The organism is Nocardia jejuensis NBRC 103114, assembly GCF_001613145.1.
Lineage (GTDB): Bacteria > Actinomycetota > Actinomycetes > Mycobacteriales > Mycobacteriaceae > Nocardia > Nocardia jejuensis.
This window is the reverse complement of record NZ_BDBU01000012.1, coordinates 268,891-291,559: the sequence shown is the minus strand read 5'-3', so window position 1 is coordinate 291,559 and position 22,669 is coordinate 268,891. Positions and strand designations below refer to the sequence as shown.

Genomic DNA, 22,669 nt, shown 5'->3' with positions numbered 1-22,669 from the left:
TATGGTTGATCCTCTCAACTCAACTTGAGAATCTCAAGCAATCGAAGGAAATGATGCGTAGCTACGGCCAGTACTGCGGGCTCGCCCGATCCCTCGAAGTCGTCGGCGACCGATGGAACCTGCTCATCGTGCGCCAGTTGCTCCTGGGCCCCGCCCGCTACCGCGACCTGATAGAGGGCCTGCCCGGCATCGCAACCAACCTTCTGGCCGACCGGCTCCGCGACCTCGAAGCTTCCGGTGTGCTCGAACGGCGACTGGCCGCCGCGAGCAACACGATCGAATACTCCCTCACCCCATGGGGTGCCGGGCTGCGCGAGCCCATCGAAAGCCTCATTCGCTGGTCGACCCCGCTGATGATCTCCGGTCCCGGCAACGATGCCTTCCGGCCCGAATGGCTCGCCCTGGCCGTTCCAGCCCTGCTCGCTACCCGAGTCGAGAATCCGCCTACGGCGACAATCGGCCTCGAAATCGGAGGCCCACTCTTCCAACTCCGTTCAGCGAGTACCGGATTCGAAATCGGCCCACACGACGGCCGCAGCCTCGACGCGACCGTCCGCGCGGACCCCGGCTACGTCCTCGGACTCGCCGCAGGTGCCCTCACCGTCGACGACGCTCGCGCCTTGGGGCTGGAAATCGACGGTGACGACTCGGTCGTCCGCGCGGTGTTCGCAGCCTGACCGAATATTTTGCCGCCCACCACACCATCGGCTGCGGCGACAGAAATGAAGCCTAGGAACATTGTGTAATCGGCATGATGGTGCGTTGGGAAGCTGCTGTCGGCCAACCGGTTTGGACATCCGACCATCGCGCGGGTCGCGGCATGAGTGCTCACCACCGTTGCATGTAGCCAGCCTTTGAAGTGGGGCTTTACCGGCTCATCCCAATCGAGGGTGTAGGTGGGGTCTGAAGCCGCCGGTATCGAGCACGTCGTCGTAGGCCTTGCGCCCGCCCCGCGGCCGGGCCGCCGGCACCCCGGGGGGGCTGAGCAGCTGGTGGTGGTCCGACGTACGTCGGCCGCGACCCGCTCGATCGGAGGGCAGGCTGGTTACCCCACCCTTCGCGGCCCTCGCGGCGAGTCGCCTCCGTCCGGGGGCGTGTGGCGGCCGGCCACCGACTGGGCCGACTTCGCCGAGCAGATGGTGCGGGTGATCGATGCCGAGCCGGGCCTTCGAGGGTGGCGTGGTCGATCGCTGGGCCGAGCGGCCGTGACGAGGTTCGAGCGCAAGGGGACTGCCGCCGGCCGCGGCATCGCCGACCGGGCGCAGCGCGGATCGGGTAGGTCAGCTGCCCCCAGCGATGTTGACCAGCCACGAGGTCCCGAACCGGTCGACGCACATCCCGAACTCGTCGCCCCACGGCTGGGTGGCCAGCTCGACCGTCACGGTCCCTCCGTCCGACAGCGCCTGCCAGTAGCCGCGCAGCTCCTCGGTGTCGTCCCCGCCGAGGCTGACCGCGAGGTTGTTCCCGGGCCGCAACGTCTCGCCCGGCAGCATGTCGGCGGCCATCAGCGTGAGGCCGGACGCTGTTTCCAGCCGGCCGTGCATGACGCGGTCGCCGATGCCGTGGTCGTCGGTGCCGAAGTCGCCGAAGTGGTTGATCGTGAGATCGCCGCCGAACACGTCCTGGTAGAACGCCAGGGCTGCCGAGGCATCACCCGCGAAGCTGAGGTAGGGGTTCAGTCGAGTGGTCATGGACCGACGATAGGGGCTCATCCCACTCGAGGGTGTAGTTGCGGCCTGAACCCGCCGGACTCGAGGAGTGATCTGGCGATGTAGTTCGTCAGGTTGCGGAACCCGAGGGGCGGAGCCGCGGAGGTGCTCGAGGGCGGTCCTTCTGCGTGTCGGTGAGCAGGTCGGCGCCGGTGTGCAGCGTCCGACGCGACTTGTAGAGCGGGTTATTCGGCTCCGGAACGTGAGCCGAGCGGCGAGCAGTGCGTTTGACGTGCAGGTATTCGATCGGACCCTGGTCGAATTCCGCTTTTTGCTGGTGATCGATTCACGTGACGACGTCGCGGCCGAGAACCCCGAACCAGCCCGGACGATTCTCAACTTTCACGTCGACGACTTCGATGTGATCGCCGCGCGGCTGCGTGAGGCCGGCGTGGAGTGGGCCGTCCCCGTCGAGGATCGAGCAATGGGTCGATTCGGGACCTTCGCCGATCCGGACGGCAACCTCCTGCAGATCATCCAGTTCGTACCCGACGCGCACGCGGCGACCGCACCCTGATCGGGGACGGTCGCCGGTCTCGGCGTGCGGAACCGTTGCCGTGGGGCGTTCAGTGGTGAACGGCCGCTTCATCCGAATCGGTTGGGATCGCGCGATCTGACGGTCACCGCACCCACGGTCGAACCTCTGGCCGCGAAGGCGGCTGCCGCACTGGACGAGTTGATCGACTGAACTCCGCCGTGAATTCACTGCTGTCCCGGACACCTCTTGTCCAGGGCGCTCGATTTGGCTACCCTTCGGGTCTCATGTGAGACGAATGAGTCTCACTTCACGGAAAATGGAGTAAGAATGTTCCTGCGGACGACGTTGTTACGCAGGGTGGCTGGGGCATTCGTGGCGATCACGGCAGCGGCAGCGACCTTCAATCCCGCGAGTGCCGTCGGCGAACCCAATGAGACAGCTCCGGTGACAGTGCAGCCCGCGCCCGTGATCGCGGTGCCCCCGGAACTCGATCCCGGCTTCTACCGCCCGCCCGCCGAGGTGGTGGCGTCCAAGGCTCCCGGGGAGATCATCGCCGCGCGTCGGATCAATGCCGCGAACGCGGGGTTGATTCCGGTCAATGTCGACGCCTGGCAGGTCTCCTACCGCTCGAACAACTCCCGGGACGAACCGATCGCCGCCGTCGCGACGGTACTGAAGCCACGCGGATCCGCGCCCGACAAGCTGGTCTCGATGCAGATCGCCGAAGATTCCCTGGCCGCCTACTGCTCACCGTCCTATGCGGTGCAGCAGTGGTCGGCGGCCGCCGCGGTCGGGCAGATCGTCGCCCCTCTGGAGTTCATCATCGCCCAGGCACAACTCCAACAGGGTTGGGGCGTAGTCATTCCCGACCACCAGGGACCCGACAACGCGTTCGCGGCCGGACCGCTGGCCGGGCGCATCACCCTCGACGGCATCCGGGCCGCCCGCAACTTCGAGCCCATGCGCCTGGCTCCCGACACCCGCATCGCCATGTACGGCTACTCCGGCGGCGCTATCGCGACCGGCCACGCCGCCGAGCTCAAACAGAGTTACGCACCCGAACTCGATATCGTCGGCGTCGCCGAAGGCGGTGTGCCGGCGGACTTCGGCCCGCTGCTCGATATCGGCAACGGCCAGGTCTGGTCGGGCATGATCATGGCCGCGGTGCTCGGCCTGGGCCGCGAATACCGCGAGTTCGGTGATCTGCTCAGCCGTGACATGGACCCACTGGGACAGGGACTTTCGGTCATCAAGGGTGGGCTGTGCGTGCAGTACACCACCGCGCTGCTGCCGTTCGCGAACCTGAAGGGGATGATTCACGTCCCCGAGGGTGATCCGATGCGCAATCCCGTCGTTCGCGACGTGCTGGACAAGACCCGCATGGGCAAGTCGGTCCCCGATATGCCGATGTTCATCTTTCAGGGCAACCCCGACGAGCTGATTCCCGTCGGTCCGGTGAACGCCTTGGTCGACACCTACTGCAAGAGCCCGAATGCCCAGGTCCAATACACCCGGGAACACGCCGCAGAGCATGTGACAACCGAGATTTCGGGTTCGGCGACCGCACTGCTGTGGCTTCGGGACCGGCTGAACGGGGTTCCTGCCGCAGCGGGCTGCAGCACCTCCGACGACGGCCTGATGGCATTGAATCCCGACGGGTTGTCCTTGCTGGGGCAGATCTTCGGTGAGACGATCGCCTCGTTCTTCGGCCATCCCATCGGCGTCAAGTAGTTCTGCGTCCTGTACCGATCATTTTGTCCGCCTGCCAGTGAACGCGAGAACCCTTACCGGGCAGAATGATTCAGGCTGACAGCGCCTGACCCGGGTGCCGTGCCGGGTATCGGAGGAACCGTACGGACAGTCCCAACCGCTCTCGAGTCATGATGCGGGACAGGTCTTTCGGCGACGACACCGAGGACGATCCGGCGCCCGGGCCGGTCACCGCTGCACCGTTCACGAGCCGCTGATCGGTGCGACGTCGAGTAGTCGGGAAGACTTCGTGGACGGTGTGAGCGCGACTCGGGACGATCGAGCACAGATCGGCTACCCGCCTGCCTCGACCGCGACTTCAATCAGCGACCCGCCCCCGAGAACTCGTGCAGCATCACGTAGTCCTGGTGCAGTTCCGACCCGACCATAAACGTCTTGGTGCCGGCGACCTCGAAGCCATGTTTGCCGTAGAAACGCTGAGCGCGTGCGTTCTCCTGGTTCACCCCGAGCCAGACCGCGACACTCCCGGCCGAGCGGGCGGCGTCGAGGGCGCTGCTCATGAGCGCCCCGGACACTCCGTTCCCGTGCTGGCCGGGCAGCACGTACATCTTGCTGAGCTCGGTGACCGGCCGCGGCACGATCACCGACGCCACCTTCGGGTCGGCCGGAGCACCGCTGTTCAGCAGCACATAACCGAGAATCCGGCCCTCGCCGACGGCCTTCAACACCGTGCGGGTGGAATCCCCGATGTACTCCCGGAACCGCTCGGCCGACAGATTCTCGGCGATGAACGCCGCGATGTCCTCGGCCCCGGATCCCGGCGGGCACGCGAGTGGAAAGGTTTCGGCCGCTACCCGGCCGAGTTCCTCGGCATCGGAGATATCGGCCCGCTCCACGGTCACCGGAACATTGCTCACTGGACCCAGTCAAGCAGGTTCGGTCGCGGCCCGCACATCCGCCGCGGAGGTCGTCGCGCGCGGATGGAACACCCGCGCGAACCCGATCAGGATCACCGCGAACACCAGTGGAATCGCGAATCCGGCCCGCATGTTCACCGCGTCGGACAGCACGCCCACCACCGCGCCGCCGACCAGCGTGCCCGCGTAATTGAACAGATTCAGCCGCGCGATCAGCGCATCGAGATCGCTTCCGCTGGTGAGCTGCCCGGCCTCGCTGAAGCACAGCGGCGCGATGATCGGCAGCCCGATCCCGGCGATCAGGAACCCGAGAATCGCCGGCACCGGCCCCGGCGCGCCCACCACGATCGCCAGCCCGATCACACCGACCACCGCCGCGACCCGCACGACCGCGCGCGGCCCGTAGCGCCGCACCCACAGATCGCCGGTGAGCCGCCCGACCAGCGACGCACCCTGGTAGGCGGCCAAGGCCAGCGCCGCCATCGACGAGGAGGACAGCAACTCGTCCGTCAGATACAGCGCCGACCAGTTGCCCACGGCCAGATCGATGGCGAACGCGAGCGCGATCACGACGCCGAACACCAGGAACAACCGCGTCGGCACCGAGGTTCCGGGTGCGGCCTGCGCGATCGCGGCCTCGGTCGTCCCGGCTTCGGCCTCCTCGCGGCCCAGCAATCGCGGCGCGAAGACCTGTCCGAGCCCGAGCACCACACCCGCGGGAATCAGGATCGAGGCCCACAACGGCAGATCGATCCGCTCCGCGGCCGCCACGAACAGCGCGCCCACGATCGAGCCCGCGCTCCATGCCGCGTAGAACGACGACAGCACGAATCGCCCGTACCCGTGCTGGATGAACACCGCCTGCATATTGGTCCCGGCATCCACGATGCCCACCGCGATGCCGTACACGGCCAGCGCCCCGAACAGCACGATCGTGTTGGGCGCGAACGCGATTGCCACGCCGGTGGCCGCGATCAGCCCCAGCCCGATGCGCAACGCGGTGCGACTCGACCAGCGCAGCGCGATCCGTTCGGCCGTGACGCTGCCCCCGCCCGCGAGCAGCGAGATCACCGCCACCATGGCCACGATGAGCCCATCGCTGAGCCCGAACTCCTTCTTCTGCTGCGGCAGTTCGGTGAGGATGACGGCGAGGAAGAACCCTTGCAGGGCGAACGCCACCGAATTCGCGGCGCGCGCGGCGCGCAGCTGTGGGTTCGGGGTCTGCGGCTGGAGCATGGCGAAACTGTAGCGGGGGCAACGATGCGTGGCATCCGGGGCAGCAGGGCGGGGATCCGGGGCGGCAGGACACGTGACATCCGAGGCGTGGCCCGGACACCAGGGTGCGGGGCGCGTGGCATCCGGGTGAGCGGATGCGTGGCATTCGGGGCGCACCGGTGTGCCACCGTGAATCGCCAACACGTCGGACCTCCTACACCTACCTGGCATCCGGGGGCAGATGTGAGGCATCGGGGCAGCGGAATGCGCGGCATCCGGGACCGCACGACGCGCGGCATCGCGGGTTGCGCTGTCGCACATCGCGCCCAGCGGTTACGATCCACGCCGCGCTTGATCACGTCCCGCTCGCGGTTGGGTAACGAATCTTGGCGCTTTCATGCCTCGGTGCCCTCGCGCTGCGGCACTCTTGATGTATCGGCGTGGGCTGGTTGTTCCCGGAACGGCGGGAGCGGCCCATGCGATGCAGTGGCTGGGGTGATTGTGGTGAGCATGAGGCGAGTGGAAAGTCCACGCGGGGAGTCGGTAGCACTCGCCGATCCGCATCCGAATCCGAAGGCGGCGAAGGCGGATTCGCGCGGCCACGCGCCGGGTGACCGCTGCCGCGAGCCCGGCTGTGCCGACTGCCGCTGGGATGTGCAGCGCCTCAAGTTCTGGCTGCGCGGTCGCCTGCTGGCGGCCGGTGCGGAGGACGTTCAGGTCGACGCCGCGTTCGGCCCCGGAACGGTGGACATCCTCTGGCGTCGCGGCGACCGCGTGTGCGTCATCGAAGTCTCCAGCGCGGCACCGGAGTTCGAGCGCGCCCGCCACCTGACCACGGTGCTGCGCGACACCGGCTGCGGCGAGGTGGTGTGGATGACGCCGCCCGGGTGGTGGACCGCGCAGCTGCCCGCGCTGGGCATCGACGACTTCGCGGCCGGCGGCTGCGAGTACCGGGCGGTCGGCGGGATCCTGGCCACGGGCCCCGGCGGCGTGGTCTCACCGCGCCAAACCGCTTACGAACTGCGGGATTTCATTTCGGAATGGGTCGGGGACCAGCTGGCGTACGGCTACCGCGACGAGCACACGGGAGGTTGGGCGTCGGTGGCGGATTGGGAGCGGCACACGCGCACACAGGCTGCCGTGATCGCACGGCAGCGGCACGAGCTGCAGAATCAGCGCACCGCGCTGGCTCTGGCTCGCAAGGCGACTCGGGACAAGTCCAAACAGCTCCTGCGCCTGACCCATCGCCTCGAGCGCGCGGAACAGGCCGGGCAGGACCAGGCCGACGACCTCGCCCAGGTCCGCCGTCGCCTGGCCGATCACAACCGCGTCGACGCCACCCTGCGCCTGACCGTCGCGGGCCAGAAGGCCGCGCTCGTGCACTGGCAGCTGATCAGCTGGTTCGCCCTGCTGATCATCGTCACCTTCATCGCCGCGGGCTTGGTGCTGAAGTAGGCCCGCGAGCGCACCACCGGAGCGCCACGTGTGCCGCGCCAGGCGCCAGAACACACCGGAACAGATCCCGAGCCCGGCGTCAGATCGGCGCGACCTGCCACCATTGATCTCGCGTCTCATCGAAAGTATGGCCGGGCCAAGAGATTTCGATGAGAGTCTGGTCGAACGCGGGCGCTGTCGAATAACCGGCCAGCGTGAACGGTGAACCGGCGCCGGTGGGCCGGTACAGCCCCAGGTTGCCCGCGGTCGAGAACTCGCGCTCGCTCACCCGCGCCGCGCGCGCGTCCAGGTAGCCCTGGACGTCCTGCGCCCGGCTGTACCGCGTGTACCAGGCGATCAGGCCGTCGGAATCGGTGCACATGATCTGACGCTCGGGCACCGGATCACCCGGTTGCACCACCACCATGCCCACCGCCGAGCACTGCGCCCCGCGCCACCCGGCTCCGGCCGGGTTCGCCGGAATCAGCTGCGGTAGCAGTGCCGCGATGGATTGGTGCGCACCCCAGGGCATCGCCTCGGGCCGCGGCCGCAGATACTTCCAGTACACCCCGGCCGCCCCGACCGTCGCGACGGCCAGCAGTGCCAGCACGATGAGCAGCACCGACACCGTTCGCCACCTCCGCGACACCGCGTCCGGCCGCACGCTCGCGGCTCGGGTCGCCTCGGAGGTCCACCCCGGCTGCCGGGAATCGTACGTCGGCCCCACCGGATCTCCGGCAGACCGCTGCGAGGCGTCTCGCGCGGATCGATCGGTGAATTCGTCTCGGTTGTCGGCGATTTCCTCGCCGAGGTTGTTTCCGAGGTGTGCGCCGGAGCCCTGCGTCGATCGGGGGTGCGAGGGTACGGGCCCGCTTCTCACCGTCACCGCCGACCGCGTCGTCGCATCGCTCCGAGGCGATGCGTGCGGAACGGGTTCGGCACGCATCGAACTGTCGGCCGGGTGCGCGGATTCGTTCGACCATGCACCGACCGGGGCGCGCGGTATGCCCTGCGGTGGAAGGCGCTCCGTCGCGGGACGATCCAGCGCTTCCACCGCCGCCTCGGCGAATTCGCTGCAGCTGGAATATCTTTCGTCGGGAGTCTTCGCCATCGCCCGCGCGATCACCGCGTCGATCGCGACCGGCAGCCCCGGCACCATCGCACTGACCGCGCGCACCGGATGGGTCAGATGCGCGACCACCATCGCGCCCGGGTCGGTGGCCGGAAACGGCGCCTGTCCGGTCAGCAGCGCGAACAGCGTGCACCCCAGCGCGTACTGATCGACCCGGTGATCCACGATCGCGCCCGAAAGCTGTTCGGGGGCGGCATAGGCCAGCGTCGCGCGCAGATCCCCGGTCTTGGTGAGCTGATTCTGATCGTCGAGCAGCCGGGCGATCCCGAAGTCGCTCAACAGCACTCGGTCCCCGCCGCGTCCGGCGGTCAACAGGATATTGGCGGGCTTCACATCTCGGTGCAGCACACCCCGCTCGTGCGCGTAGTCCAGCGCTTCGGCCGTCTGCCCGATGATCCGCGCCGCGCGAACCGGATCCAGCGCGCTCCCGCCGAAGGCGGCCGCGTCCGACCCGTCGACATACTGCATGGCGATCCACAGCTGTCCGTCCTCGACTCCGCGATCGAGCACCGCCACGATATTCGGATGGTCCAGTCGCGCGGCCACATCCGCTTCCCGCGCGAATCGCCGCTGCACGTCCTCCTCGCCCTGCACGTCGCGATTGAGCAGCTTGAGCGCGATGAGGCGCGGCAGCCGAGGGTGCTGCGCCAGGTACACGGTGCCCATTCCGCCCCGGCCGAGCACCCGTTCGATCCGATGCCCCGCGAACACCGCACCGGCGACGAGCCCCAGTTGCATCGAAAACCCTCCCCAGCCCGGTGAACCGCCTCCACCCTACGAGGCCACCCCCGCAACCGCGAACTCTCCCGGGTCCCGCGAACGCCGTGCGAACCGTCCCCGCCGTGCGGACACCGACTTCCCCGTGAGCGAGCGGCCGAGCCGACTGTAACCCCGACCGGGCGGACGTCGATGACGTGGTCGGCCTGGGCGATGGGCTCCGACGATGGCGAGTTGGCGCCTTCGGCGGCGGAGGGACTGATGGAGGTGGCCACGAGCAGGGCGTGTCAACGCCGCGGCAGCGCGTGCTGAGGAGCCGCTTGCGCCGACTCGAGCGCTCCTTCCGGTTGCGCCGCACGGACTTTGCGTCCTTGCTCACCGCACGGACTCCAGGCACGTCCGCTCTGGCCGCCCATAAACTCGGCGCTGCGGCGGGTGCGGGTGTGCCGCTCAGCCGGTGCGGGAGAGGCGGAAGGGCCCTCGGTCCCAACGCCATCCGTGCCGCAGCACCATGGCGGACAGATCGAGCGGGTCGATCCCGGTCTCGTCCCGGTACCGGCGCAGCTCGTCCCAGTCGAGCGGTCCCTTCGCGAGCCGGTTGCGCAGGATGTTCTCGTGGCGGGTGCTCACCTTGCGACCGGCCAGGTCCGCGACGCCCAGCGCGCTGCCGGTCCACACCAGCCACCCCCACCCGTGTGCGTGCGCGTACGCGCGCCCCGCGATCGATTTCACTCGATTCGGATGGAATGCCACGTGCGGCAGTGGAATCACGTCGATCAGCGCGGTGCGCCCGTCGGTGAAGCGGGCCGCCACGGTGGGATGGTGCAGGCGTTCGAAGCCGTCCACCTCGTAGGTGACGGCGGCGGGTAGCTCCTGGAACGTCTCGACCTGCTCGCTGGCATCGAGCAGCCGCAGCAGTCGCGCTTGCAGCGCCGAGTCGAAAGTGATTTCCCGCGAAAGCTTTTCGGAGAACGTGGAGCCACGCCCGTCATCGTCCAGATCGAGCGTGCGGGCCGGAGCGGCGGGCAGGGGAGCGGGGGTCCCCGCACCCCATTCGACCCGGCTCAGCCACGGATTCAGCAGCCCCTCGGGTAGCTCCTGCGGATGCACCGGCGGCAACAGATGCCAGCGCCCCTTCTGCTGCCACCCCGCGATGCGCTGGAACACGAACCCCGCCATGCGTTTCGCGTCCTGCAGGTCGTGCCCGGCGAGGCGGAGCTTCAGATACGACCAGTCCTGCGCGGCGATATCGGTGTCGGAGGCATAGGTTTCCGCGAGCAGCGTGCGTACGAGGCGCTCGTCGCTCCAGCCGAGCGGATAGCGCTGGGCGAACACCGTCAGATCGGGGAGCCCGGTGGCCTGCGCCTGGCGCACGAGGTTGCCGATGGCGCGGGTGTAGAGCTGACGCGCCCGATCCCGGGACACCCCGAACCGCGCGCCCAGCAGGGTCAGCGTCTCGGGATTCTCCCCGTCCAGCCCGAGCCGGCAGGTGATGAGTTCCCCGTCGCGCGGCCGCTCGACCGCCGCTTCGCCCACCATGGCCGCGAGCACCTCGGTGAGGTCCTCGAGCCCGAAGGACGCCTCGTCGGCGAGGTCGTCGCGCAAGCCGCCGTCGCGCCCCAGCGCTCCGCCGTGCCCGAGTCCGCCGCCGGAAGCCCGTGCGCCACCCACCTCGCCGCGTGCCCTGCCCGTCTCGGGCGCACCCGTGCCGCTCGTCGTCAACGTGGCCCCTACTCTTCGCCAGTCTGTTCGACCCAGTCCGTTCGACAGAGCCTAGCGCCGGGCACCGACAGTTCGGGACGACCGCGCCGAGCGGCGGGTCAGGTGATGACGGCGTTCATGATGGTTCCGGCGCTGGTGGCGATGACGCCGCCGATCATGGCGCCGGCCACCATCTTCGGCGAGGCCAGGCCGCCGCCGCTCCACTTCTCCCAGGCGAAGCGACCACCCGCGTAGGTGATGCCCATGACGCCGGACAGGATAACGAACCAGGTGAAGTAGCGGACGAGCTTCATGAGCTTCTCCGCCGCCGGTGGCGCCTCGGGGGTGGGGTTCCCGACCTGGGCGAGCACAGTGTCGTGGAAGGCGCTGAGCAGGGTCACGGTCACACTATGACCGTACCCTGAAGTCGGACTTCAGGCTTGGGGAATGTGTTCGAGATCTACTGTGCGCGAGCAGGATTCACCGAGGATTCGGACACCGCTCATAGGAGACCGATCGGTCGGGGCAGTCGCGGGAAAACAGGAAACCCCGGACCATCGAATGGTCCGGGGTTTCATTGAGCGGATGACGAGATTCGAACTCGCGACCCTCACCTTGGCAAGGTGATGCGCTACCACTGCGCTACATCCGCATGCAGTCCCTACGGGGCGTTTGCCCGTTCGGCTTACGAGAAGAAACATTAGCCGACCCGCTGCTGAACTTCCAAAACGGCTGGTGAACGGCCATCCTCGCGGATTTACGCCATCGCGGCCCGATCTGTGCATCCGGTCCCCGTGCTCGCTGCCCGCCGAGCACCACCTGCTGCCGGGCAAGCATGACCCGCTGCCCGGTGAACATGACCGTCGCGACCACGATCGCCGCACCGGCGAGCCCCGGACCCCCACCCGCTACCGGGGCGGCGCGCTCTCGTCCGACGCGGGCACGATCGCCGAGATCAGCGTTCGATCCCCGCTCACCGTCGTGATGACCAGCTGCGCCGGCCAGGTCTTGCGCGAGGCGTCCGGATGCGTCTCGCTGACCACCATGATGTGCTGCCCGTCGAACGGCCCCGGCGCGATCTGCACGCAGTACGTGGTGCCCGCCGGAACGGTGTCGATCCCGGCCTGGATCTGTGCCGCCGTGGGCGCGGCGGCATCGGGTGCGAACATCTCCCGCACCGCCTGCCCGGACCGATCCACGTAGTACCGGTTCTGCAACGCCAGGATGGCGTTCGGCCCCGAGGTGGTGCCGCCTGGTCCGTTGCCCCGCAGACTGGCTCCGCTCGCCTCGTTCGGGCACAGCTCGGCCGGTGCGGCGGCCGCCGGTTGCGCCGTGGTGCTCGCGGGCGGGGGAGTGGCGACCCCGGGCGCGCGCTGCGCGGTATCGGAGGAGCCGGATTTGGCGATCTGCACACCCACCGCCGCGGTGACCGCGAGCACGGCCAGCACCCCGAGCAGTGGTGCGAGCCAAGCCTTTTCCCCGTCGGACTCCGGTGACGAGGATCCCAACCGGCGCAGCCCGTCCCCGAATCGTTCCCGGGTCGTCGCCGAGTACTGCTGCGTCCCGCCGCCGCGCCGATGCCGAGCCGCCGGTGCGAGCCGCCGCTGCGCGGCCAGTCGCTGCTGCGCGGGCGACCCGAGCCGTTGCGGCGCGGTCGAATCGGTGTGCCGGCGCGCTGCCACCTCGACCCGCCCCTGCCCGTCCGCTCCGGTCCGCCGCTGCCCGCGGTCCCCGGTCCGGTCCGCCGCCGATCCCGCCGGGGCCTGCGCCGTGCGATGACGCCGCGTCGGCACCAGCCCGTCGAACGTCTCCTCGTCCTCGGCCCGGCGATCGACTCCCGGCCCGTGCCCGGACTCGAATTCCGGTTCCTCGTACTCGGATTCGCCCCATGCGGGCTCGTACGAGGCGCCGTGTGCGCCCGTCCCGTGCCCGTAGTCGTCCTCGTCGTCGTAATACTCGTCGTCGAATTCCGAATCCCCGTATGCCGGAGCCGATCCGGAGGGTGCGCGCGCATCACCTCCCGCCTTGATCCAGTCGGACCAACTGCCGGTGTATTCCTCGGAAACCTCCGCTGGGGCAAGCGGTTCCGCCTCGGATGTACTCATTTCAGCACCTGCGGTTGCGAAGTCGGGACGACGATGAACCCGCCGAGTTCGGGCGCGCTGGTGGTGGTGAGCGGCGGTGCGCTGGTGGTCGCCCCGGACTGCTCCCCGCCGAGCGGGAACTGCCCGTTCGAGGTGGTGGTGGGCGCGGTGGTGGTCGGCCCGAAATCCAGTCCGGAGCTGGGCTTGTCGCTACCGCCGCGCGGGACGTCCCCGGGCGATTTCGTACTCGCCAGATCGTGCGCGAGCGCCGCGAACCACGCGCCCGCGTACTGCGCCGGGCTGTCGCCGAATCCGGCGCCCTGCGCGTGCGTGTAATCGTGCTTCTGCGCGGTGTTCCAGTACCGCGCCCAGGTGGTGATATCGAGCAGATCCTTGTTGTCGGTGACATTCTTGACGATCGCGGTGTACGCCTGACCGGTCAATTTGCTGATGGTCGTGGGCGGCACCAGATCCACCACCGCCGAGACCACTTTGGTGCCCAATACCGCGAGTCCCGCGAGCGGATTGGCGAGTCCGGCCGTGGCGATCTCGGCGATATTGTTCACGGTGAGCACGTTCTTCACCACGGCGATCACCGAATTGAAGGCTATGGTCCCGATTTTCACCAGAGCCTGCAGCGCTCCCGGCAGATTCACCGAGGTCGCCGGATTCGACGCGTCGGCGATCCGTTCGGAGATCGACTTCTGCGAGGAGATCGACAGATCGGTCACCGTCGTGCCGGAAATATCATTGTTCACGACCGAGGTGAAAGTCTTGATCGAGGTATAGGCGACCGCGTCGACAATGGATTTGAGCGAGGCGATCGGATCGCCGCCCGACAATTCCACCTGGCTCGCGAGATTGGCCACGGTGCGCACCAGCGGCGAGTCGGTCGGTGCGTCACAGGCCAGATCGCCCGAGGTGCAGAAGCTCGCGACCCGTCCGGCCAGCGTGCCGAAACTCGTCGAGATCTGCTTGTCGGTGCCGATTCCCGCACCGGTCGCGGGCTGATCCGGCGACATCGGCGTGGTCAGCGCCGCCACCGCCGTGCCCTGGGTTCCCGGTGCGGCATCGGGCGCGGTCTTCCCGGCGGCCCCGGGAAACAGCGAGGATCCCGAATTGCGCGTCGGGTCACCGAACAGCGCGACCCCGGCGACCTTGTCCGCCGTCACCGCGCCCTTGCTCGCCCCGACCTTCTGGGCGAACAGCGAAACCACATGCGCGCCCTGCGAATACCCGGCCAGCGCGAGCCGCGTGTTCGGGCAGCGATCCACCACCTGCTTCGCCATGGACTCGAGCCGGGTGAGCCCGTCGTCCACCGATTGCGAATACGGGGTGAGACTGCTGGCGACCGCACCGCCGAACGACGCCTCGTACGGCACGTACGCGCGATCGACGAGTCCGGCGTCGCTGGCGTCGGCCAGCATCGGCCGGAACACCGCCGACAGCATGCCGGTATCGGTGCTGACGGCCGCGTCCGGTGAGGATTCCCCGGTGCCCTGCACTCCGAGCGCGTAGAGCGCCGGACAGGTGTCGATCGAGAGCTGAGTACTCGGCGCGTTGTCGGCCATGGCCACGCCGATACTGGCCACCGTGAGACCGCAGACGGTGACGAGCAGCGCCGCGGTCCGAATCCTTGCCCTGGTCAGCTTGTATGCCCTGGTCAGCAATTTCCGACCCTCCTCGTGAACCTGGTGATCAGCGGCGTGAGCCCGCGCGGTGGCCTCAGCCGGCCTCGCGGTGTAGAGCGTGGTTCCCGGAGTGCTTGCCTCCGGAGTGCGCCGGGCGAGCGGCGGGCGCCGGTTCGCTCGGGGGGTGCACCGGTTCGCTGTCGAGTCGTGGTGCGTCATCGGGTAGGTGGGTCAGCAAGAGCGCGCCCGCGTCGCGGGCCGCGGCGAAGAGCGCTCCGGCGACCTGCCGGACCGGGGCGGGCGGGGTGCGCGTGGCATCGACGTCCTCGATCGGGCCGGGGCGCGAATCGGGTGACCAGGTGGCGAGTTCGTGCGGTTCGAGGCCGCGCCACTGTTCGATCCACGGCAGCTTCCACACCGGCGCACCGATCTCCGCGGCCATCGACTCGATGACCTGATGGCGTTCGGCCGCCGAGGTGGGCAGCGGCCGTGCGGAATCGGCGATGGTGATGATGCCGACCACCAGTGTTCCGGCCGGAGTGGCTTGGTGCGCATGCGATTCCAGCGCGCTCTCGAGGGCGATCAACCCGCTCAGATGGGTGCGCGCCACCAGCACCACCAGCGGCGAGTCCATATCGCGGACCAGTCCGATGCGTCCGGGCCAGCGTCGCCCGGCGTCTCCGGCCCAGCGCAGCGTCGAGGCCAGCGAGGTCACGCCCGCACCGCCGTGCACGCCGATCAGCCACACCAGCGGTGGCTTGCCGAACTGCCCGGGGACCGCGCGATGCCACATCGGCACCGGCGGCCATTGCGGATCGGTCATCGCAGCACCCCCAGCAGGGTGAGGTACGCGTCCCGGGTCTCGGCCGCGAGCCGATGCCAGGAGATGAGCCCGCCGCCGGCCAGATGCATATCGAACGGGACGGTCACCACCGAGCGCACGAAATCCCCGAGGTGGGTGCGCACGTGCGAGGTCGCGGCGGCTCCGGAATCCTTGACCTGCTCGGTCAACACGATCACCGCGTCCCCGATCAGGAATTCGCCGTACTGCTCGTCGAGCCAGCGCAGTGCCGGTTGCAGCCGGTTGATCGCGTCGGGCCGGGCCGCCACGGTCAGCACCAGACCCATGCGCGGATCGGCCAGCAGCGGTGCGGCCTGGCGGCTGGTCACCGGTGCGCCCGCGTCGAAAACGGCCAGCAGCCCGGCGGTTTCGAGATGCCGAGCCGCCGAGACCAGGGTTTCCCGGCGCGGCAGCGGATCCGGACTGCGCGGCAGCACCCGCACGCCCGTGGAGGTCTGACCGCTGCACGCGCCGACCACGGCGGGCAGTTCCGGATGCGGGCTGTTGAGCCATTCCTGCAGGGTGCTCACCGGCACCGCGGCGTCGCAGCCGCGCAGTGCGGTGTCGCCGCCGCCGAGCGTGGCGTCCACGACCACGGGCCAGAGTTCGCCGTCGCTGTCGGCGACGGCCGCCGCGGCGAGTCCGAGGGCGGTGGTGGTCGCGCCGGACGCGCCCGCGCTGCCGAGCACCACCATGGCGGGCATCTCCGCGCGCACCAGTCGTCCGCGTCCGCCGTGCAGGGGGACCGAATCGGTGGGGGAGCCGGGCGTGGGAGCCGCTGTGAGCGAGACGAAGTCGGCGCGTTCGCTCTCGGCCTTCTTATCGGCCAGGGTCTCGATCAGGTCGGGTATTCCGGTCATCGCTCATCCTCCCGACGAGACGATGGACGTGATCAGGGCTCGCCCGTCCCGCACGGTCGTGGTGACGACCTGCTCCCAGGACACCAGCGTTCCGTCCGTGTGCTTCTCGTCGATCTTCACGCTCCACCGGTCGACGCCGAGCGCGGCCACCGCGACACAGTGCTGCGTGCCCGCCGGAATCGACGCGATGGCATCGCGGGTCGCGGCTTCGGAGGCGACCCGGGCATCGGGGGAGAGCATGCCGCGCACGGCGATCGGATCGCGCAGGACGTACCAGGCGTACTCCAGATGCAGGATGACCCCCGCTCCGGTGGAGGGGTCGCCGTCCTCGGCACTCACCAGGCGGTCGGCGTTCTCGCTGGGTGCGCACCATGCACCGGTGGCCGAGGCGTCACCGGAGAATCCGGCCGAGCTCGCGACAGTCTGGGGCTGGGCCGTGGTTCCGCTGTCCCGCATGGAGATCCAGATGACGCCCGCGACGATGGCCAGCACCGCGGCCAGCCCGCCCGCGAGCATGGCGCGGGTGAGGATGCGCTGACGCCTGCGCATGGACAGGGTGCGACGGCGCGCGTCGGCGGCCAGCGGAGCCATCGGATCCTCGACCTGCAGCCGTCGCGGATCCATCGAAAGGTACTGCGTCTTCTCGAGATCCACCGGCTGCTGCGCGGTGGTCTCCGGCTCGCGCGGGTCCCCGTCCTCGAGCCACACCGACCACGAGGCCGTGTCCGGACCCGCCGACTGACCCGAACTGTCGGGGGTCAGGGCGGGCATGGTGGCCCGTCGGTTCGTGATCTCGCGCTCCTCGGGCACCGTTCTCACTCCAAAAAAGTCGTCACTGACCGCTCGGCGCCTGCACGGCCGCCACCAGGCCGTTGACGACATCCGCGGCGGCGCCGAAGGTCTCCGGGCTCAAGGTGGGCATGTTCGCCACGGCGGACCGCAGCGAACTCACCGCAGCCTCCCCGATCGGGGACGAATCGGCAACAGCCTCGACGGTGTCCGAAACCTGGTTCGACACAGCGGCAATGGGCTCGGCCAGCTGCGGGGCAGCTACCTCGACGGGGGCGTAGACGGGCTGGGCGGCCTCGACCACGGGAACTTCGGCTGCGACAGGAACTTCCGCGGCTGCCTGTTGCGGCGCCAGCGCACCACCGGCAGCTCCGCCTGCTGCTCCACCGAGCAATCCGCCGCCTACCGCCCCGAGGCTTCCGCCGAGGGCCGAGCCGGGTACACCGCCGATGAGGCAACCGGCGATTCCGCCGATGATCGCACCCGGGATGGCACCGACACCGCCGGTCGGGAGCCCGCCGATCGCGAAGCCCGCGACGCCGCCGACGGCAAGACCTGCGGCACAACCGCCCGCCCAGCCGATTCCCGCACCGACGCCGCCGGCCGTGATCGTGCCCGCGGATGCGCCGATCCCCGCACCCGTCAAACTCGATGCCGCCATGCGGTCGGAATCTTCCCGGGAGAACCCGAGATTGTCGTACGTCGCGGCGATGTGCCATTCGGCGGAATCGACGTCGGCTTGCAGCTTGTCGCGTGAACGGACATCGATCACGTCCGGCAATTGCACGGTGTTGAGGCCGACTCGAAGCTTGTGCGGATCCGACGGGATGACGACCGGCGCCTCTTCGGCGGGTGCGGCTTCTTCCGGCTCGGTGTCCGCCTGCGGCGTCTTCGGCTGGACCAGCGTGTCCACATCCGGCTGCGTCTGCTGCTTGGGACGCGGGCGCGCGGGCGGAGCGGGCGGGTCGGGAATGAAGTCGGCCAGGCCCGGACTCGGTGCCGGCGGCGCGGCCGCGGGCGGCTGCGCGGGCACGCTCAACCCCGGTTGCCCGTCACCCGGTACCGCGAGCCCAGGTTGTCCGGGCGCGGCAGCGGCAGCGCCGGTTCCCGCCGCGAGCAGGGCGGGCAATACCGAGAGCACCGACAACTTGCGTGTGGTGTTCATTCCGAATCCCCTTTTCCCGGCGCACGCGTGCCGAGTGACATAGGTGTCGTCATACCCATTCCCCTTCCCGAATGGACAGCGCCGAGCCGCTTCGCCCGAAACCCCCGGACGCCTTGGCTTTCCACACCGCTGGCCGACACCTCAGGCAGTCCACCGGACCGCGATCGCGATGACCCATGATTGACCCCACCACCTGCGATGATCATGTTGCGCTCCGATCTTACCCGGATCCGTGCCCCTCACAACCTGATACGGGACAGTCGGGACGAAGAATTCACCCTATTCGACCATGCGCTTACGATCGACCCGATCCTCCCACAAGCGCGGTGTCGCGCAACACCTCTCAGACGCCGACCGTCGCACCGAAGGAATCCCCATGCGCGCCAACCCCGCACACTCCGCGCAACTTCTGGCAGCGCTGCTGCTCGCCGCGACTCTATCCGCCTGCGGTGCCACGAATTCCGCCGTGACGACCCCCACCACCGCACCGGTGGATCCCACTCGCCCGCCCGAAAACCTGCGCTGGGAGCCATATCAGGGCGTCTCGCTACCGATCGGCGCACAGGACGGCCCCAAGCAATTGGCGACCATAGCCTCCGGCTATTCCCACACTCCGCAGGGCGCGGCGCTGGCCGCGATCAACAGCAGCACCCGAATGTCCCTGGCACCGGACGACACCTGGCCCACGGCGGCCTCGCAATCACTGATGCCCGGCCCCGGCAAAGACGCCTGGGTGATGGCCCGCGCGCAGATTTCCATCACCGCCCCCGCCGCCGCGGCAACCGCCCCGCACATCACCGCGTACAAGGTCGTCAACTACACCCCCGCCACCACCGACCTGGTCGTCTACGCCACCTACTCGGACAACAGCATCACCGCATCGGCCCAAACCGTCACCTGGTCAGCGGACGACTGGCGACTGGTCCTCCCGAACCCGGCGTCCAAACTCCAGACCATTCATTCGATCCCGGCAATCCCCCCAGACGCCGTGAACCTCAATCCCCCGAAATAGCGCACAATCCGTGCGCATTCTCCGGCGCGCAGATTCGGCCCGGCCGAATAGCGCGCACAAACCGTCCGCCCCGAATTCTCGAGCCGCCAATGCGGCTCGGCGGTTCACCGCCGCCGATTCACCCACGAATCGAACAGCACCAGCAAAACCCCCGCCGACACCAACCCCGCCGGCAACCCCACCGACCCGAAGATGATCGCCGAAATCACGGTCGGCAAAACCAGTGCCGACACCGGAGCCCATACGAACGGGTCAGGCCTCCCGAAGACCTGTCGAGAACGCCCATCTGCACCAGCCATACCGCACCACCTAACAAAGTCGATCTTCCCCAAACCATAGCCACTGCGCTCCGACCCCGCCGCCCACGACCCATCCGCCCAGCTCGGGTGGATGAGTCGCGAACAGGCGAGACCTGCCGCGAGTCGCCCCTCGGCAACGGCCCGGGATCCCGCGTGCGCCCCTGGCGGGTGGCCAGGCATCCCGCCGCCGCCTGCCAGGTGGCCTGTGAATCCCGTGATGCGTCCTCGTGGCGGGTGGTCTGAGATCTCGTGATGCGTCCTCATGGCGGGTGGTCTGAGATCTCGCGATGTGCCCTCGTGGCGGGTGTCCTGGAATCTCGTGATGTGCCCTCGTGGCGTGCGACCTGGGATCCCGCGATACGCCCTCGTGGTGTGCAGCCTGTGGATTCCGTGATGTGCCCCGCGGCGGTGGTCCTGGATCCTTCGAGTTTCCCCGTCGCGCAGCCCTTTCCGTCCCGAGGTGTCGGTCACTGTCGCACCCGAGCCCGGCCACCGGAAATTCCATTCGACCCGCTCAGTGTCCGGTCGGCGGCCGAATCTCCAGGGCTCGGCGCAGACGCGGGCACTCCCGCTCGCAACTCCTGTGCAGCGCAACCACTTCCAGCGCCTCCCGGTAACTCATCACGTCCCCCGGTCGAATCTCGCACCCCGCCAACTCCAGCGCTCGGGGACTCACGTACTCCATGACGCCCTCAAAACCGTGGAGTCGCGGGCACCAACTGCCCCGCCTCCACCAGTCGAGTCCGAGCCTGCGCCTTCCGTCGGCAGGTAAGCACCAGACACAACAGATGCTCCTGCATGTCCGAATGCGCGAGTTCAACAGTCATCACAGGTCGGGCGCTGTGATCGATCGGTGGGAGAGTGCACATGGCGATCCTCCAGTTCGTCGAATTGCATTGTGGTGGAAAGGGTGTGACGTCTTTACGAAACGGTGACAGACCTCAGTACACACCTGTCAGAATCGAAGTGGCTTATCCACGACAGCTAATCCACCACGTGAAAGCCGAACTTCCATTGCGGGACATTCCATGTGCGGCACAACCGGATAGGGAGGCTAACGAGATGAACACCGGCAGTACCCTCGCGCGCAGGGCGATGGGTCGTGAATTGCGTCGAATGCGAGAATCCGCCCGTCTGTCTCAGGCGGCGGCGGCCCGGGTTGCCGAGGTATCCCAGCAAACGATCGGGCGAATGGAGGAGGGGCGACCGACGCAAGTGAGCGGGCTGCATATCAATGCGCTGTGCAACGCTTTCGGAGCCTCCGACGAGGAGCGCCGGACGGTCCTGGACCTTCTCCGGGAGGTCAAGCAGGCACGGGAGTTGGGCGGCGGGTGGTGGAAGAGTTTCGCTGACACCACGCCCGAAGGGTTCGATCACTACCTCGGCCTCGAAGACGCTGCCAGCAAACTGACCACCTGGAAGATCGCGGTGGTGCCCGGTTTGCTGCAGACCCCGGAGTATCGACGCGCGCTGATCTGGGCGGAGGATCCCGCACGCTCGACCGGGGAGGTCGAAAAGCGCATCGCGATGGCGACTCAGCGTCAAATACGTTTACAGGAGCCAGGTTTCACGATGGAAGTCCTACTCGCTGAGTCGGTGCTTCGTGACGAGATCGGCGGTCGTTCCGTGATGGGGGCGCAACTACGACACCTGTCGGCCGCCGCGCTCCTGCCGAACGTATCCATTCGAGTCGTCCCCTTCGCCGCCCCCGGTCATCTCGGCTCGTTCGTTGGTTCTTTTGTGCTGCTGCAGTTTCCGCCCCTGGTCGTATCGAAGCTGAACGAACCTCCGATCGTGTACGTCGAGGGCTACGTCGGAGATCTGTACCTGGAGCGTGATCGCGAGGTGCGTCGATATCAGGATGCGCTGACGGAGATTCGCCGTGTAGCTTTGGACGAAACGGACACCAGACAGCTGATATCGGCCGTGGTGAAGGAGTTCGGGGCGTGAATGTCGACCTATTCGAGGCGAACTGGTTCAAATCGAGCCGCAGCGGCCCAAGTAAGGAATGCGTCGAAGCCGCGCACCTGACGCGAGGCCGCGTCGGCATCCGTGACTCCAAGGACCCGACCGGCCCAGCCCTGATCTTCACCCCGGCGGCGTGGGACACCTTCCTCGTATTCGTATCGTCGGCCGAATCCGCCGCGTAAGGCCCGGCTACACAGCTTCACTTCCCGGCCGGGTGGCGCGTGATCACCGGCGGGCCTAGCGTCGGGGTATGACCCAGAGCGGCGCAGCGCCTGTCACGTTGATCACCGGCGGTGGGAGCGGGATCGGAGCCGCGACCACCCGCCGATTGCTGGAGCAAGGCCATCGGGTGGCGATCACCGGGAGGCGTAAGGAGCGGCTCGACGAGTTCGCCGCCGAGGTCGGGGCGGGGGAGGCGCTGCTCACCATCGCCGGGGATGCCGCGGACCACGAGGCCGTGCAGGCCGCTGTCGATACCACTGTCGCCACGTTCGGCCGGCTCAGCGGGGTCGTCGCCAATGCGGGCATCTCCACTCATGACTCACTCGTCGACGGGGATCCGGCCGAGTGGCAGGACATGCTCCTCACCAATGTGCTGGGTCCGGCGGTTCTCATCCGTGCGGCCCTTCCCGCCCTGCGTGACACCCAGGGGCGAATTGTGTTGGTGGGCAGCACCGCCGGTGTCAAGAACACCCCCGGAAACATGTACTCCGTCACCAAGTGGGCGGTCTCGGCGCTGGCGGAGAACGCCCGTGTCCTCGTCACGGGCTCCGGCGTGGGCGTAACCCTGGTTGCTCCCGGCCGGGTCGACACTTCCTTCTGGGATTCTCGCCCTGACGGCGTCCCCGATGGCCCCATCATGACTCCCGAGAACATCGCCACCTCGATAGTTTTCGCGCTCTCCCAGCCACCGGGCATCGAAATCAACTCCTTGGTCATCCGCCCCTCCGGTCAACTCTTCTGACCCGCGGAATCCGTGCGCAGATGCGCGAACCGGCTCGACCGAC

At 68.3% G+C, this 22,669-nt stretch carries 20 protein-coding genes and 1 tRNA gene; 8 read left to right on the top strand and 13 right to left on the bottom strand.

Annotated features, from left to right (window positions below; translation table 11 throughout):
* Positions 1-53 precede the first annotated feature (53 nt).
* Complete coding sequence (locus NJ1_RS10240) at positions 54-677, top strand: winged helix-turn-helix transcriptional regulator (RefSeq protein WP_084477956.1); 624 nt, start codon at positions 54-56, stop codon at positions 675-677.
* Positions 678-1,280: 603 nt separating this feature from the next.
* Here the strand turns inward: NJ1_RS10240 and NJ1_RS10235 are convergent.
* On the bottom strand, positions 1,281-1,691 hold the full coding sequence (locus NJ1_RS10235) for a VOC family protein (RefSeq protein WP_067690832.1): 411 nt from the start codon (positions 1,689-1,691) through the stop codon (positions 1,281-1,283).
* 250 nt (positions 1,692-1,941) lie between these two features.
* Here NJ1_RS10235 and NJ1_RS10230 point away from each other — a divergent pair, with 250 nt between their 5' ends.
* Positions 1,942-2,226, top strand: a complete 285-nt coding sequence (locus tag NJ1_RS10230) for a VOC family protein (RefSeq protein ID WP_245717317.1) — start codon at positions 1,942-1,944, stop codon at positions 2,224-2,226.
* 288 nt (positions 2,227-2,514) lie between these two features.
* Positions 2,515-3,918, top strand: coding sequence for a lipase family protein (locus NJ1_RS10225; RefSeq protein WP_067690829.1), 1,404 nt, complete (start codon positions 2,515-2,517; stop codon positions 3,916-3,918).
* A gap of 341 nt (positions 3,919-4,259) precedes the next feature.
* On the opposite strand, the gene NJ1_RS10220 is transcribed toward NJ1_RS10225, so the two are convergent.
* Positions 4,260-4,814, bottom strand: coding sequence for a GNAT family N-acetyltransferase (locus tag NJ1_RS10220; RefSeq protein WP_067690826.1), 555 nt, complete (start codon positions 4,812-4,814; stop codon positions 4,260-4,262).
* Between the two features lie 9 nt (positions 4,815-4,823).
* Positions 4,824-6,050 carry an MFS transporter gene (locus tag NJ1_RS10215; RefSeq protein WP_067690823.1) on the bottom strand — a complete coding sequence of 409 codons (1,227 nt, stop codon included), beginning with the start codon at positions 6,048-6,050 and terminating at the stop codon, positions 4,824-4,826.
* Between the two features lie 489 nt (positions 6,051-6,539).
* On the opposite strand from NJ1_RS10215, the gene NJ1_RS10210 reads away from it, so the two are divergent.
* Positions 6,540-7,484 (top strand): hypothetical protein, encoded by a 945-nt coding sequence (locus NJ1_RS10210; RefSeq protein ID WP_245717313.1) that lies wholly within the window; start codon positions 6,540-6,542, stop codon positions 7,482-7,484.
* A gap of 79 nt (positions 7,485-7,563) precedes the next feature.
* Here NJ1_RS10210 and NJ1_RS10205 read toward each other — a convergent pair whose 3' ends face one another.
* The 10 genes from NJ1_RS10205 to NJ1_RS10160 all read right to left on the bottom strand — a co-directional run bounded on the left by NJ1_RS10205 (position 7,564) and on the right by NJ1_RS10160 (position 18,383).
* A complete protein-coding gene (locus NJ1_RS10205; RefSeq protein ID WP_067690820.1) occupies positions 7,564-9,333 on the bottom strand; it encodes a serine/threonine-protein kinase in 1,770 nt (589 codons plus the stop codon).
* Between the two features lie 429 nt (positions 9,334-9,762).
* Positions 9,763-11,034, bottom strand: a complete 1,272-nt coding sequence (locus tag NJ1_RS10200; RefSeq protein ID WP_245717312.1) for a sigma-70 family RNA polymerase sigma factor — start codon at positions 11,032-11,034, stop codon at positions 9,763-9,765.
* A gap of 98 nt (positions 11,035-11,132) precedes the next feature.
* The gene (locus tag NJ1_RS10195) at positions 11,133-11,420 is read right to left on the bottom strand and encodes a hypothetical protein (RefSeq protein ID WP_157573882.1); all 288 of its coding nucleotides are present in this window, start codon (positions 11,418-11,420) and stop codon (positions 11,133-11,135) included.
* A gap of 173 nt (positions 11,421-11,593) precedes the next feature.
* Positions 11,594-11,665, bottom strand: a tRNA-Gly gene (locus tag NJ1_RS10190).
* Between the two features lie 256 nt (positions 11,666-11,921).
* Complete coding sequence (locus tag NJ1_RS10185) at positions 11,922-13,118, bottom strand: DUF8176 domain-containing protein (RefSeq protein WP_067690817.1); 1,197 nt, start codon at positions 13,116-13,118, stop codon at positions 11,922-11,924.
* Entirely contained in the window at positions 13,115-14,767 is a 1,653-nt protein-coding gene (locus NJ1_RS10180; protein ID WP_245717311.1) for a cutinase family protein, read from the bottom strand. Before NJ1_RS10180 ends, NJ1_RS10185 begins: the two co-directional genes overlap by 4 nt.
* Positions 14,768-14,822: 55 nt before the next feature.
* Complete coding sequence (locus tag NJ1_RS10175; RefSeq protein WP_067690814.1) at positions 14,823-15,551, bottom strand: hypothetical protein; 729 nt, start codon at positions 15,549-15,551, stop codon at positions 14,823-14,825.
* On the bottom strand, positions 15,548-16,429 hold the full coding sequence (locus tag NJ1_RS10170) for a MinD/ParA family ATP-binding protein (RefSeq protein ID WP_067690811.1): 882 nt from the start codon (positions 16,427-16,429) through the stop codon (positions 15,548-15,550). The genes NJ1_RS10175 and NJ1_RS10170 overlap by 4 nt, the downstream gene beginning before the upstream one ends.
* A 3-nt stretch (positions 16,430-16,432) precedes the next feature.
* A complete protein-coding gene (locus NJ1_RS10165) occupies positions 16,433-17,248 on the bottom strand; it encodes a DUF8176 domain-containing protein (protein ID WP_157573881.1) in 816 nt (271 codons plus the stop codon).
* A 13-nt stretch (positions 17,249-17,261) separates the two neighbouring features.
* On the bottom strand, positions 17,262-18,383 hold the full coding sequence (locus tag NJ1_RS10160; protein ID WP_067690805.1) for a hypothetical protein: 1,122 nt from the start codon (positions 18,381-18,383) through the stop codon (positions 17,262-17,264).
* Between the two features lie 376 nt (positions 18,384-18,759).
* Between NJ1_RS10160 and NJ1_RS10155 the strand changes: the two genes are divergently transcribed.
* The 4 genes from NJ1_RS10155 (at position 18,760) to NJ1_RS10140 (ending at position 22,626) form a co-directional block, all read left to right on the top strand.
* The gene (locus NJ1_RS10155; protein ID WP_067690802.1) at positions 18,760-19,395 is read left to right on the top strand and encodes a DUF8175 domain-containg protein; all 636 of its coding nucleotides are present in this window, start codon (positions 18,760-18,762) and stop codon (positions 19,393-19,395) included.
* A 1,361-nt stretch (positions 19,396-20,756) separates the two neighbouring features.
* Positions 20,757-21,644: a helix-turn-helix domain-containing protein gene (locus NJ1_RS10150; protein WP_067690799.1), complete on the top strand. Its 888-nt coding sequence runs from the start codon at positions 20,757-20,759 to the stop codon at positions 21,642-21,644.
* Entirely contained in the window at positions 21,641-21,844 is a 204-nt protein-coding gene (locus NJ1_RS10145; protein WP_067690796.1) for a DUF397 domain-containing protein, read from the top strand. The genes NJ1_RS10150 and NJ1_RS10145 overlap by 4 nt, the downstream gene beginning before the upstream one ends.
* A gap of 68 nt (positions 21,845-21,912) precedes the next feature.
* Entirely contained in the window at positions 21,913-22,626 is a 714-nt protein-coding gene (locus NJ1_RS10140) for an SDR family oxidoreductase (RefSeq protein ID WP_067690793.1), read from the top strand.
* Positions 22,627-22,669: the final 43 nt, after the last annotated feature.

Excerpts from the sequence above, each read along its gene's own strand:
- NJ1_RS10240 (WP_084477956.1), top strand. The coding sequence starts at position 54 with ATGCGTAGCTACGGCCAGTACTGCGGGCTCGCCCGATCCCTCGAAGTC.
- NJ1_RS10235 (WP_067690832.1), bottom strand. The coding sequence starts at position 1,691 with ATGACCACTCGACTGAACCCCTACCTCAGCTTCGCGGGTGATGCCTCG.
- NJ1_RS10225 (WP_067690829.1), top strand. The coding sequence starts at position 2,515 with ATGTTCCTGCGGACGACGTTGTTACGCAGGGTGGCTGGGGCATTCGTG.
- NJ1_RS10215 (WP_067690823.1), bottom strand. The coding sequence starts at position 6,050 with ATGCTCCAGCCGCAGACCCCGAACCCACAGCTGCGCGCCGCGCGCGCC.
- NJ1_RS10210 (WP_245717313.1), top strand. The coding sequence starts at position 6,540 with ATGAGGCGAGTGGAAAGTCCACGCGGGGAGTCGGTAGCACTCGCCGAT.
- NJ1_RS10205 (WP_067690820.1), bottom strand. The coding sequence starts at position 9,333 with ATGCAACTGGGGCTCGTCGCCGGTGCGGTGTTCGCGGGGCATCGGATC.
- NJ1_RS10185 (WP_067690817.1), bottom strand. The coding sequence starts at position 13,118 with ATGAGTACATCCGAGGCGGAACCGCTTGCCCCAGCGGAGGTTTCCGAG.
- NJ1_RS10175 (WP_067690814.1), bottom strand. The coding sequence starts at position 15,551 with ATGACCGATCCGCAATGGCCGCCGGTGCCGATGTGGCATCGCGCGGTC.
- NJ1_RS10170 (WP_067690811.1), bottom strand. The coding sequence starts at position 16,429 with ATGACCGGAATACCCGACCTGATCGAGACCCTGGCCGATAAGAAGGCC.
- NJ1_RS10160 (WP_067690805.1), bottom strand. The coding sequence starts at position 18,383 with ATGAACACCACACGCAAGTTGTCGGTGCTCTCGGTATTGCCCGCCCTG.
- NJ1_RS10155 (WP_067690802.1), top strand. The coding sequence starts at position 18,760 with ATGCGCGCCAACCCCGCACACTCCGCGCAACTTCTGGCAGCGCTGCTG.
- NJ1_RS10150 (WP_067690799.1), top strand. The coding sequence starts at position 20,757 with ATGAACACCGGCAGTACCCTCGCGCGCAGGGCGATGGGTCGTGAATTG.
- NJ1_RS10140 (WP_067690793.1), top strand. The coding sequence starts at position 21,913 with ATGACCCAGAGCGGCGCAGCGCCTGTCACGTTGATCACCGGCGGTGGG.